General features: G+C 72.5%; 9 protein-coding genes. 2 read left to right on the top strand and 7 right to left on the bottom strand.

All coding sequences use genetic code 11. The features are described from left to right. Positions 1-9 precede the first annotated feature (9 nt). From ACIBEJ_RS12830 to ACIBEJ_RS12820, 3 genes are all read right to left on the bottom strand, one after another. Positions 10-1,329 (bottom strand): NAD(P)/FAD-dependent oxidoreductase, encoded by a 1,320-nt coding sequence (locus ACIBEJ_RS12830; RefSeq protein ID WP_397182831.1) that lies wholly within the window; start codon positions 1,327-1,329, stop codon positions 10-12. Positions 1,330-1,396: 67 nt separating this feature from the next. Next, positions 1,397-2,272, bottom strand: coding sequence for a 5'/3'-nucleotidase SurE (gene surE, locus ACIBEJ_RS12825; protein WP_397182830.1), 876 nt, complete (start codon positions 2,270-2,272; stop codon positions 1,397-1,399). Between the two features lie 136 nt (positions 2,273-2,408). Next, complete coding sequence (locus ACIBEJ_RS12820) at positions 2,409-3,680, bottom strand: MFS transporter (protein ID WP_397182829.1); 1,272 nt, start codon at positions 3,678-3,680, stop codon at positions 2,409-2,411. Positions 3,681-3,706: 26 nt separating this feature from the next. Here ACIBEJ_RS12820 and ACIBEJ_RS12815 point away from each other — a divergent pair, with 26 nt between their 5' ends. Beyond that, positions 3,707-3,829, top strand: a complete 123-nt coding sequence (locus ACIBEJ_RS12815) for a hypothetical protein (protein WP_397182828.1) — start codon at positions 3,707-3,709, stop codon at positions 3,827-3,829. Here ACIBEJ_RS12815 and ACIBEJ_RS12810 read toward each other — a convergent pair. Both ACIBEJ_RS12810 and ACIBEJ_RS12805 read right to left on the bottom strand, forming a co-directional pair. Then, positions 3,819-7,820 (bottom strand): AAA family ATPase, encoded by a 4,002-nt coding sequence (locus ACIBEJ_RS12810; protein WP_397182827.1) that lies wholly within the window; start codon positions 7,818-7,820, stop codon positions 3,819-3,821. The genes ACIBEJ_RS12815 and ACIBEJ_RS12810 overlap by 11 nt on opposite strands. Beyond that, the gene (locus tag ACIBEJ_RS12805; RefSeq protein WP_397182826.1) at positions 7,821-8,930 is read right to left on the bottom strand and encodes an exonuclease SbcCD subunit D; all 1,110 of its coding nucleotides are present in this window, start codon (positions 8,928-8,930) and stop codon (positions 7,821-7,823) included. Positions 8,931-9,145: 215 nt separating this feature from the next. Between ACIBEJ_RS12805 and ACIBEJ_RS12800 the strand changes: the two genes are divergently transcribed. Further along, complete coding sequence (locus tag ACIBEJ_RS12800) at positions 9,146-10,531, top strand: alpha/beta hydrolase family protein (RefSeq protein ID WP_397182825.1); 1,386 nt, start codon at positions 9,146-9,148, stop codon at positions 10,529-10,531. On the opposite strand, the gene ACIBEJ_RS12795 is transcribed toward ACIBEJ_RS12800, so the two are convergent. Together ACIBEJ_RS12795 and ACIBEJ_RS12790 are read right to left on the bottom strand one after the other, a co-directional pair. After that, positions 10,504-11,433, bottom strand: a complete 930-nt coding sequence (locus ACIBEJ_RS12795) for an alpha/beta hydrolase (protein ID WP_397182824.1) — start codon at positions 11,431-11,433, stop codon at positions 10,504-10,506. The genes ACIBEJ_RS12800 and ACIBEJ_RS12795 overlap by 28 nt on opposite strands. After that, positions 11,426-12,283, bottom strand: coding sequence for an enoyl-CoA hydratase-related protein (locus tag ACIBEJ_RS12790; protein WP_397182823.1), 858 nt, complete (start codon positions 12,281-12,283; stop codon positions 11,426-11,428). The genes ACIBEJ_RS12795 and ACIBEJ_RS12790 overlap by 8 nt, the downstream gene beginning before the upstream one ends. Positions 12,284-12,425: the final 142 nt, after the last annotated feature.

The raw sequence follows: 12,425 nt of genomic DNA, 5'->3' as shown, positions 1-12,425 counted from the left end.
CCGTGTCGCTCACGCCGCCCTGTCCGCGTTCGGTTGCGCGGCGAGGGCCTCGTGGAAGTCCGTCTCCGGGTGCTCAAGCCCCACGAGCTGTACGGCTTCGCGGCGGAAGACCATGGCCAGCGTCCAGTCGGCCAGCACCTTCGCCTTGTGGTTGAAGGTCGGCACCCAGGCCAGGTGGTACGCCCGGTGCGCCAGCCAGCCGAGGAACCCGGTGAGCCGGATCCGGTAGATCTGGGCGACGCCCTGGTGGTGGCCGAGCCCGGCGACCGAGCCGAGGTAGGCGTGCTTGTAGGGCTTCATCTTGCGGCCCCTGACATAGGCGACGATGTTGCGGCCGAGGAGCTTGGCCTGCCGTACCGCGTGCTGGGCGTTGGGCGCGGTGAAGGCGCCCGGGTCGGTGAGGTCGGGCACCGCCGCGCCGTCCCCGGCCGCGAACGCGTCGGCCAGCCCCTCCACGGCGAGGTACTCCGTGGCGCGGATCCGGCCGCTCTTGTCGACGGGCAGGCCGCTGGTGGCGGCCAGCGGGTTCGGTCGGCCGCCGGCGGCCCAGACGATCGTGCCGGCGTCCAGCGCGGTGCCGTCGCTCATCGTGGCGACGCCGCCCTCGGCCGAGGTGAGCAGGGTGTTCAGCCGGATGTCCACGCCGCGTTCCCGCAGCGCGTCGGCCGTCCACTCACCGAGGTCGGCGTGGATCTCGGGCAGGATGCGGCCCGTGGCCTCGACGAGCGTCCAGGTGAGCTCGTCGCGGCCGATCGCGGGGTGGTAGCGCAGCGCGTTGTCGGCCAGCCCCTGCATCTCGGCCAGCGCCTCCACGCCCGCGAACCCGCCGCCGACCACCACGAACGTCAGCGCCCTCCTGCGCACGTCGCGGTCGTCGGTCGAGGCGGCGGCGGCCAGTTGGGCGAGCACGTGGTTGCGCAGGTGAACGGCCTCGCCGACCGTCTTGAAGCCGACGGCGTGCTCGGCCAGGCCCTTGATCGGCAGCCCCCTGGTTATCGAACCGGCGGCCATGACCACGATGTCGTAGGCGATCTCGTAGGGGCGGCCCTGGACGGGCTGGAAGGTGGCGACCCGCTCGTTGTGGTCCACGTTGGTGATCTTGCCGGTGAGCACCCGCATGCCCGGCAGCACCCGGTTGAGCGGCGCCACCATGTGCCGGGGCTCGATCGCGCCACCGGCCGCCTCGGCCAGGAACGGCTGGTAGGTCATGTAGCCGCGCGGGTCGGCGATCGTCACCTCGGCCTCGCCGCCGCGTACCAGCTTGCGCAGTCCCATGGCGGTGTAGAGGCCGACATATCCGCCGCCGACGATCAAGATCTGCTTCCTCATGGCGTCCACGTCCTTCTCGAAGGTTCTTCACCACCTAGACGAGACAGCCCGCCCCGTTGTGACATCTTCACGGGGTGAGTTCGTCGAGCCGCTCGGACAGACGCGAGGCGACCACGGGCCCGCTCTCCCAGGAGGAGGTCAGCGGCGTGATGGTGACGGCACCCGCCGACAGCAGCGTGCGGTCGGCGCCGGGCACCGGATCCGGGGCGGTGGCGAACACCGGCGCGAGGCGGTAGCAGCGCGGGCAGGCGTCCGTCGCGGGGACGTAGTCGATCGTGACGGGCAGCATCCTGCCCAGGCGAGCGATCTCCACCTGACCGGTCGGAACCGCCGGATAGTTGACGTTCAGGGCGGTGTACGCGGGCAGCAGGCGGCCGTTGCGGGCGGTGGCGGCCAGGCGGTTGACCAGTTTGACGCCGAAGGCGACGGAGTCGTCCGCGCTGGGGAAGGCCGAACCCTGCCTGGCCGTGCTCAGCGCGAGCGCGGGCACGCCCACCTCCAGCGCGGTGATCGCGGCGCCGACGGTGCCGGAGTGGTTGACCGCCGCCGCGACGTTCTCGCCCTCGTTGGGACCGGAGACGACCAGGTCGGGCGGATCCCCGGCGAAGACCGTGCGGATGCCGAAGGAGACCGCGTCGGCGGGGCTGCCGTCGATCGCCCACACGCCCGGCGACATCTCGGCCGCCTCCACGGTCGTGCCGAACCTGATGTTGATCGACGTCCCGACGCCGCTGGAGTCGCCGGCCGGGGCGACGATCGTCACGTCGTGGCCGGCCGCCGCGAGCGCCTGCCGGAGCCGCAGCGTGAACGGCGCCTGGTAGCCGTCGTCGTTCGTGAGCAGGATGCGCAGCGACGGCGGCGGAGTGGCGGCGGCCTCGCGGGCCTGGACGGGCAGGGCGAGGACGGATAACAGGGCCGGGACGAGGAGGATGCGGCGCAACATGGGTGTCTCCGTTCATGGTCGTTCACCGGGTATTCACGGGCTGAGTGAACGCTCCGGATCGGGCCTTCTGAACTGCGAGCCTGCTACGCCGTACCGGGGAGGGCACACCCCTAAAGGGACAGGGGTCACCCCGGGTTCACATCGATTCGCCCGCGGTCTCCGGCAGCGCGGCCAGGCACAGCAGGCTCAGCACGGCCATCGCCGAGACGTAGCCGCCGACGGCCGTCGTACCGGCCCCGCTGCCCTGCAGCGCGGTCGCGACAAGCGGAGGTACGGCCCCGCCCAGCACCCCGCCGAGGCTGTAGGCGAGCGAGGCGCCGCTGTAGCGGTACTCCGTGCGGAACAACTCCGGCAGGTACGCCCCCATCGGCCCGAAGATGACCCCCATCACCCCGAGCGCCACGGTCAGCGAGAGCCCGGCCAGCGCCACCGACCGGGTCTCCATCAGCGGGAACATCACCAGCCCCCACCCGATCGCGACCACGGCCCCGGCCATGATCGTACGGCGGCGGCCCAGGCGGTCGGAGACCAGGGCGGACCCGGCGATGCCAGCGGCCATCACCACGACGGCGATCATGGTCAGCGCGAGCATCGTGGTCCTGGGGATGCCGAGGGTGGCGGTGCCGTACGCGAGACAGTAGGTCGTGGCGGTGTAGAAGAGCGTGTACGTCACCGTCATCGCACCGGCGGCGAGCAGCACCCGGCGCCACTGGTGGCGGATCAGCCCCGCGAACGGCACGCGGGCGATCCGCCGCTGCTCCATGGCCTGCTGGAAGACGGGCGTCTCGGCGATTCTGACCCGCACGTACAGCCCGACGAGGACCAGCAGCAGGCTCGCCACGAACGGCAGCCGCCATCCCCAGCTCCCGAACTCCGCGTCCGTGAGCGTCGCGCCCAGGACGAGGAACAGCCCGTTCGCCGCGAGGAACCCGACCGCCGGCCCGAGCTGCGGGAACATCGCGTAGAGCCCGCGCCTGCCGGGCGGCGCGTGCTCGGTGGCCAGCAGCGCGGCCCCGCCCCACTCGCCGCCGAGCCCGATGCCCTGCGTGAACCTGAGCAGCACCAGCAGCACCGGCGCCGCCACCCCGATCGCCGCGTACCCGGGCAGCAGCCCGATCGCCACCGTGGACAGCCCCATGAGCAGCAGCGACACGACCAGCATCGACTTGCGCCCGATCCGGTCACCCCAGTGCCCGAACAGCGCCGAGCCCACCGGCCGGGCCAGGAACGCCACCGCGAACGTCGAGAACGCCGCCAGCCGGCCCGCCGTCTCGTCCATCTCGGGGAAGAAGGCGGCGTTCAGCACCAGCGCGGCGGCGGTGCCGTAGATGTAGAAGTCGTAGAACTCGATCGCCGTGCCGACGAAGCCGGCCACGGCGATCCGGGTCCTGCTGGGGACATTGGTCACTTGACATTCCTTGGCACACTGGGGCGATGACCGCAGACCGCCACCGTCCTGGTTATCTCCGCCGCCGCCTCGGCCGGGCCCTCATCCAGTACGGCGTCGCCCTCGTGATCGGCGCCATCGTCGTCATCGTCTGGTGGCTCACCCGCTGATCCCGACCACCGACAGGGCCGAGCCGGTACGCGTCTTGGTCACCTTGAGCTGCGCCGGAATCCTGGTGCGCAGTTCGGCCACGTGACTGACGATCCCGACCGCGCGACCGCCGTCGCGCAGCCCGTCCAGGATGTCCAGGACGCCGTCCAGGGTGTCCTCGTCGAGCGTGCCGAACCCCTCGTCCACGAACAACGTGCCGATCTCGGCGCCGCCCGCCTCCGCGGTCACCACGTCGGCCAGCCCGAGCGCCAGGGCCAGCGAGGTGATGAAGCTCTCGCCGCCGGACAGCGTGGCCGGGTCCCGGTCGACGCCCGTCCAGCCGTCGGCCACCCGCAGCCCGAGCCCGCCGCCCGACCTTCCGCGCGCGCCGGCCGTTTTGCGCAGGTCGTGCTGGAGCTGGTAGCGCCCGCCCGACATGTGATCCAGCCGGTCGTTGGCCGCCGCCACGACCTGCCGCAGCCGCTCGCCCAGCACGAACGACGACAGGCTCATGTTCCACTGGTTGTCCCCGGAGGTGCCGGACGCCAGGGCCGCCATCCGTTCGGCCAGCCGGTGGGCCGCCGCGGCCGGCTCCCACCGCTCCAGGCACCCGCGCAACTCCTGGCAAAGCTCCTCAAGCCGCCGGGCCCTGGACTGCGCCTGGTCCCGCAACGACACGAGCGCCGCGTACTCCTCCTCGGCCCGCTCCCGCGCCTCCTCCAGCTCCGCCAGATCGGGCGCCGCCTCGTTCGCCGCCGCGACCAGCGCCGGGTCGGCCAGCGTGCTCGTCACCGCCGCGTACTGCGCGTCCAGCTCCCGCAGCAGCTCCGCCTTGCGCTCGCGCTCCTCGTCCGGCCTGGCCGCCGCGAGCGCCTCGTCCACGTCCGCGAACTCCGCCTCGGCCGCCGCCCGCTCCGCCTCCTGCCGCGCCGCGTCGCGCTCCTGCGCCGCCCGCACCGCGCGCTCGGTCGCCTCCAGCGCCTCGCGCAGCAACTCGGCCTCGTCCCCCAGCCGTGACAGCCGCGCCGCCAGCGTGGGGTCGTCGCCGCGCGCACCGTCCAGCCGCGCCGCCAGCCGTCCCGCGTCGCCGCTCAGCTCTTCCTGCCTGGTACGGCAGGCCGCGACCCGCGCGCTCACGCGGCGCAGCCGTTCCTCCAGCTCGGCCCGCTCCCGGCGCAGCCGCTCCACCTGCCCGGCCAGCACCGCCTCCCGCCCGGCCGACCGCCGCAACCGATCCACGTCAGCCACGGCCTCCCGCAGCGTCCCCACCCCGACAACCACCCCGCCGGGAGCCGCACCCCCCACCGAAGCGCCACCCTCCGAACCCTCGGCGGAGACGCTCCCAGCGGCGGCATCACCCGAACCGTCGGAGGCGGTCGTGGGCAGGCGGCTGACGAGGCGGGCACGTTCCGCGGTCAGTTGGGTGTGGTGGGTGCGCTGGGCGGCGATGGCCTCACCGACCTCGCGAGCCTGCTCAGCCGCACGCTGCTGCTGTCCCTCGATCCGCTCGACCTCGGCGGCCAGCACGGGCTCACGCTCGGCGACCTCCCGCAGCCGCGCCACCTCCCGCTCGGCCTCCCACACGGCCCGCTCAGCATCCTCCACACTCAGCCCCGTCACCGAAGCCGCATAGGGCTCCCCATCGGAGGGCACCGCCGCACAGGGCTCCGCGTCAGCGGGCACCGCCACATAGAGCTCCGCGTCAGCGGGCACCGCCACATAGAGCTCCGCGTCAGCGAGCTCCGCCACATAGGGCTCCCCGTCAGAGGGTTCCGCTGCGTGCGGCTTCCCGGCAGAGGGGGCCGGAAGGCGGGGCTGGGCGGCTTCTGTGGCGGCGGCCAGGCGGGACTCAAGGGTGGCGATGGCACGTTCTGCGGCCTCCCGGCGGCCCAACGCGACCTCGTGCGCCGATTCGGCCGCACGCTCGTCGTCCGGCGAAGGCGCGGTCGGAGCCGGTGAGGCGGGGTCAGGGTGATGCGGGGAACCACACACCGCACACGGCTCCCCCGAAGACAGGTCGCGGGCCAGTTCGGCGGCCATCCCGTCGAGGCGGGCCTGCCGGACGTCCAGCCAGCGTTCGCGCAGCCGCTGGGCCTCGTCGACCAGGTGCTTGAGGGCTTCGGTGGCGATGTGAAGCTCGCCGGTGAGCGTGTCCCTGCGCCGCGCGGCCTCCAGGACACCCCGCGCCGCATCCCTCGCGGCCATCGCGGCGGGAACGGTGGCGGCCTCCGCGCGTACCCGATCCAGCGCCGCCTTCGCCTCGGCCAGCTTGGCGGGCAGGTCGGCGGCGGCCGCCGACAGGTCATTCTGGCGGCGGGTCAGGGTGTCGAGCTGGGCGGCCAGCCGTACCAGCTCCCGGTCCGCGTCGAGAATGTCGGAGACGGCATCCCGCACGGCCTCCGCGGCGGGCACCCGAGCGGCATCCACCCGCGCCTGCGCCAGCAACCCCTCGGCCTGCTCGATAAGGTCAGGCAGTCCGGCAAGCCGGGCGCCGGTGCTCTCGTCCTCGGCGACCAGCGAGGTGAGCTCGTCCTCGACCCGGGCCAGGTCGCGGCGGATCACCGACAACCTCGCCTCCTCGGTCAGCAGCTCCGACAGCCGCGCCGACTCGTCATGCCGCTCCCGCTCCAACACCGCCAGCCGTCCGGGCAACTCAGGATCATCAACCCCAACCCCTCGCCGCCCCGCCTGCCCATGCCGCCCAGGCAACCGCGCCTCAACCGTGCGCCCCTCAACCGTCCCTCCCTCGGGCGTGCGGTTCTCTGGTGGGCGGGGGGTATCGGGGGTGAGGAGGGGGCGGGCGCGGGCGATGGCGTCGGCGGCGAGCGTGCGGGTCTTGGCGGCGGCCTCGGCACGCTGCCGGGCTGCCGTCACCAGCGGCAGCACCCGATCGGCCCGCGTCGCGTCGTCGAGCAGCGCCTGCAGGTCGGCCCGCTCTTCCGCACGCTCGTCCAAGGTACGGCGCAGCGCCACGGCAGCCGCATGCCGCCGCTGCCGCTCGGCCAGCGCGGTGGCCACCTCGTAACCGTTCCTGGCCCGGCGCAGCGCGGACTCAGCCCCAGCCTGCCGATCAGCGGACCCGGCCACCACGGCCCGAGCCGCGGCCAGCAACCCACCGGCCCACCCCAGCGGATCACTCTCCGCCGTAGGCACCTCAACGGCCCCGGCGTTGTCCGCCCCACCGGCCGTGAACGCGCCCGCCCCACCGGCCGCGGCATCCTGAGCGCCCGCAGCCGCCCCACCGGAAACCGGCTCCACAGCCAGCTCGAACAGCGCGTCCTGTTCCCCGCCCGGCACCTCGGCAGCCGTCCCAGCGGAAAGCACGAGCGGCGTCAGATCCTCCCCAGCCGCCTCCTCGATCCGCTGGATGGCGAAGTCGACCTGCTGCCGCAGTTCCTGCTGCTCCCGCCAAGCCTGCTTACGCCGCTCCGCCAGCCAGGACTCCGCCTGCGTGTACACCTTGACGGTGAACAGCCGCTCCAGCAGCCGCCGCCGATCATCGCCGTCAGAACGGAGGAAGCGCGCGAAGTCCCCCTGGGGCAGCATGGCCACCTGGCAGAACTGGTCGGCGTTCATGCCGAGCAGCCCGCCGATCAGGTCGCCCGCCTCGTCGGCCCGCGTGGTCAGCCCCTGCCAGGAGGAACCGGCGCGTTCCTGGACGATGACCTTGGCCTTCTCCTCGGTGAACCCCGACCCCCGCAGCTTGGGCCGCTGCCACGCGGGCGAGCGTTCGATGCGGAGCAGGCGGCCCCTCAGCGTGGCCTCCAGCGTCACCGACGGCCCGACGCCCGGCGGCGCGTGGTCGCAGCGCAGGCTTCTGGCGCTGTCGCGCTGCGCGTTGGCGACCTTGCCGAACAGGGCGAAGCACAACGCGTCGAGGACGGTGGTCTTGCCCGCGCCGGTGGGGCCGTGGACGAGGAAGAGACCGGCTTCGGTCAGCGCGTCGAAGGAGACCGTCTCGGTGCCCGGGAACGATCCGAACGCGGTGAGCGTCAGCAGGTGCGGCCGCATCTAGGCCATCGCCTCCTTGATCCTCGATGCCTCGATGGCCAGTCTGAGCAGGTCTTCCTCGTCGCCGGAGGCGGGCTCGCCGCGTACCTCCCTGACGAAGTCGAGCGCCACCTCGGCCTCCGCGCGGCCGCTGATGGGGGCCACGGGAGCGGCCTCGGCGGCGCCGACGGGGTCGAAGGAGAGGGCGAGCGTGTGCGGGAAGCGGGCGCGCAGCCGGTCCATGGCCGATTTGGGGCGGACCGCGTCGGTCAGCACGATCTGGAGCCAGTGGTCCTCGTAGGCGGCGTGGCGGGGGGAGGTCAGCAGGTCCTCCAGCTCGCCCCTGAGGCGTCCGATCGGGCGTGGGACGGGCGCGGGCACGAACTCGGGTTCCGCGCCGAGCGGGACCAGCCAGCTCCCCTTGACCTGGTTGACCTCGGAGAAGGAGTAGGCCAGCGGCGAGCCGGAGTAGCGGACCGTCTCCGACATCCGCTGGCGGCCGTGGAGGTGGCCGAGGGCCACGTAGTCGAGACCGGCGAAGGCCGACAGCGGCACGTGCGCCACCCCGCCCACGCTGATGTCGCGCTCGCTGTCGCTGGCCTCTCCCCCGGTCACGAACACGTGGGCCAGCGCCACGGCCTTCGCGTGGCGAGCCGCGGAGGCGCGTACGCGCTCCATCGCGTGGGCCAGCGCGGCGGTGTGGCTGCGCTCGGCCAGCTCCCAGGGGCCGCGCACCAGTTCGGGCTCCAGGTAGGGGATGCCGTAGAAGGCCACGTCGTCGAGGACGACGGGCTCCCAGGCGCGGTCGGGGTCGGTGCGCAGGTGCACACCGGCACGATCCAGCAACGAGGCCCCGACGCCAAGGCGACGCGCCGAGTCGTGGTTGCCGCTGATCATCACAATCCGGGCACCGGCGGCGACGATCCTGTTCAGGGCCTCGTCGAACAGGGCGACGGCGTCGACCGGAGGCAGCGCCCGGTCGTATACGTCACCCGCGACGGCGACCACGTCGACCCGCTCCGCCATGATGGTCTCGACCAGGTGATCGATGAAGGCCGCCTGGCCCTCCAGCAGGCTCTCGCGGTGAAAGGCGCGGCCGAGATGCCAGTCGGAGGTGTGCAGGATCCGCATGTCGCAGGAAGCTAACAGGTCTCACCGACAAATGCGGTCCCCTGCGCCACATGAGCCGGGAGTAGGGTGGAAGATCAGTGGGCAAACCAGCGCACATGGGGAGGCCGATGCGCACAGGCCGTGGCACCTTGAGTGTTGCCGCCGGTTTGGTGCTGGTGGCTTTGGCGACCGTCGGATACGCACTGCCACCGGCGTTCGACCCACCTCCGTTGCAGGTGGATCAGGCGTTCCGCTCCCTCGCGCCGCAGCCGGTCGAGGAGCTCAGGCCCGTGGCGGCGGCCGGGCCGGTACGCACGCTTGAGGTGACCATCCCCGCAGAGCGCCAGACGCTGTCAGGAACGGTCCGTTTTCCGCTCACACCCGGCCCCCACCCGGGGATGGTGTTCGTGTCGGGCTCGGGCAACGGGTCCAGGGAGGAGTTCACCCCGCAGGCGGACTTCCTCGCCAGGGCCGGCGTGGCGACGGTCGCGTTCGACAAGCGCACGATCGGCTACACCTTCCGCGAGCGTGACTTCGGCCTGCTCGCCGACGACGCGCTGCGGTGGGTGCGGTGGCTGCGCGACCAGCCGGGCGTCGACAGGTCGCGGGTGGGGCTCTGGGGCGTGAGCGAGGGCGGCTGGGTGGTGCCGATCGCCGCCGCCAAGAGCCTCGACGTAGGCTTCGCCGTACTCGTGTCCTCTCCGAACGTCTCGCCGCTGCGGCAGGTCGCGTGGGCGCTGAACGAGCAGTTGCTACGGCTGCGCGCGCCCGTGGGCGCGCGCGACCTGCTGACCAGGGCCATGGGCGGGGTCGGCTTCGACTTCCTGCGCTACGACGCGATGCCCGCGCTGCGCCAGATCAGGCAGCCCGTCCTGGCGCTCTACGGCACGACCGACCCGTCGATCCCGTTCGTGGAGTCCACGCAGGCGCTGACGACGGCGCTGAAGGAGGCGGGCAACGACCAGTACACGATCCGCTTCATGGACAAGGGCGACCACGCGCTGCGGGTGGCGGGCGGGCCGTTCACCAAGGGCTACCTGGAGACGCTGGCCAACTGGCTCAAGGGCCTGCCGCGGACCGCCACGCCCAGCGTGCACCTGGCCGGCGCGACGCCCGTGCAGCGCTTCGAGGCCGCCGACGTGCCCGCCGCGCCGTGGTACGCGGGCGGGACGATGCTGGGCCTGACGATCTGCCTGGCCGCCGTGGGCTACGTGGCCGGTCCGGTCGCCTCGATGGTGGTACGGCTGCGCGGCCACAAACGCGCCACGGCCGAGACGAACGCCAGGCTGTGGACTCCGATCAGGCGCCGCCTGCACCGCATGGCCTGGACGGGCCTGGCGCTGCTGGTCTCGGTGGGCGGGTTCATCGCGCTGCTGGTGATGTTCTCGATCAACCAGGCGGGGGCCTGGCCCGCGGTGCTGGCCGGGTGGCTGCTGGTGCGGGCGCTTGCCGTGCTGATGCTGGTCCAGGAGGTCACCGCGGTCGCCGCGGTGGTGTCGGGGCTGCGCGAGGGCTGGCAGCCGAGCCGCTGGCAGCACGTGGCGATCGCCGGGGTGGCCGGCGGGACGGGCCTGCTGCTCGTGGCCGCGGCCTACTACGGCCTGTTCTCCTTCCCCTGGTAGACGTAGGCGGCGCACCAGCGGTCGATCTCGGCGAAGACCTGCTTGCGCGCGGGTTCTGCCGACAGCACCAGGTCGTGGATGCCGTCGGTGATGCGCACGCAGGTGACGTGCGGGCCGATCGCGGTGGCCCAGCGGGCGATCTGCCGCGGGTCCAGGACGATGTCGGCGGAGCGCGCCTCGGGAACGAAGTCGCGTACGCGCAGACCGGCGCTCGCCGCCAGGACCAGCACCGGGACGTCGACGTCGAGGCCCCTGTGCAGGCGGCGCTGGGCGCGGCGGATGGCGGCCAGCCACGAGGCGTGCACGGCGAAACCGCCGAGCGGCTTGAGCTCCAGGTCGTACTCCCATTCGCCGCCCGAGGAGCGGTGCAGGCTCTGGCCGTAGGCGGTGCTGACGCCGAGGGGCAGCGGCCGGTTGGAGTAGGACATCGGTGTCTTGAGCAGGTCGGCGGCCAGGCGGACCGGGGCCGGCACGTTGAGGTCGAGGAACGGGCTGTTGAGCACCAGTCCCTGGGCCAGGCCGCGCCCGCGTACCCGGTCGGCCCACAGGGCGGCGACCAGGCCGCCGGTGGAGTGGGCGTTGATGGTGAGCGTGTCGTGGTTGCGCCTGATGATGCGGACCGACTCGTCGATCTCGGGGAAGTAGTCGGTGACGCTCCTGATCAGGCCGCGGGTCTGGTGCGGGAGCAGGGACCGGCCGTACTTGCGCAGGTCGAGGGCGTAGAAGTCGACGCCCTGCGCCACGTAGTGGTCGGCGAGGTGGTCCTGGAAGAAGTAGTCGGTGAAGCCGTGGATGTAGAGAACGGCCCGGCCGGTGGGGGCTTCCGCCCGCCTGGTCAGAAGGGTCGCGACGACCTCGCCCTCGGAGTCGGGCGGCAGCGGGAGGACGGTGCTCTCATACATGTTCATCACGATAAGGCCAATTCGGCAGCCCCTCGGGTAGGTCTGTGCTCACCCGCATCGGGAAGTCGGCGGGGCGCTTCTCCAGGAACGCGGTGACGCCTTCGACCGCGTCGGGGGCGCCGCCCAGCTCGGCCATGAGCCGGGAGTCGACGGCGTGCGCCTGCCAGGGGCTCCGCGCCGACAGGCCGGACCACATGAGCCTGCGGATGGCGGCTACGGAGACGGCCGAGGTGTTGTCGGCGATCTCGCGGGCCAGGGCGTGGGCGGCGGGCAGGAGGTCGTCGGCGGGGTATATGCGGGAGACGAGCCGGCCCGCGAGCGCCTCCTGCGCGTCGAAGATCCGGCCGGTGGCCGACCACTCCATGGCCTGGGCGATGCCGGCGATCCTGGGCAGGAACCAGCTCGACGCGGCCTCGGTGACGATGCCCCGGCGGGCGAAGACGAAGCCGAAGCGGGCGGTGTCGGCGGCCAGCCGTACGTCCATGGGGAGGGTCATGGTGGCGCCCACCCCTACGGCGGGGCCGTTGACGGCGGCGATGACCGGTTTGAGGCTGGCCGCGATGCGCAGCGCGACCGTGCCGCCGCCGTCGCGCGGGTAGCCGTCGATCAGCTCGCCCTTGCCGTGGCCGAAGGTCCCGCCTCCGCCGGACAGGTCGGCTCCGGCGCAGAAGGCCCGGCCCGCGCCGGTGACGACGACCGCGCGTACCTCGTCGTCGGCGTCGCTTCTGTCGAAAGCGTCGACCAACTCACCGCGCATCGTAAAGGTGAAGGCGTTCAGGCGTTCGGGACGCTTCAATGTGACGGTGGCGACACCGTCCGTCACGGTGTAGTCGATCTCGGAGAAGGCCATGAACCGAATCTTATTCGGTTACTGATGTTCACTCTCCACTAACGTCATATTTCGCATTCCATCCGTATGCTGCCGCCCCAAAGCGGCCTACGGTGGACTGCGCGGGGAAGCGGGGATGGGTGTGTCACGGAGCAAGGTACCG

It is taken from the genome of Nonomuraea sp. NPDC050790 (genome assembly GCF_044456745.1).
Classification (GTDB): domain Bacteria; phylum Actinomycetota; class Actinomycetes; order Streptosporangiales; family Streptosporangiaceae; genus Nonomuraea.
The sequence above is the reverse complement of the archived record's forward strand: the minus strand, read 5'-3'. Positions and strand labels throughout refer to the sequence as shown.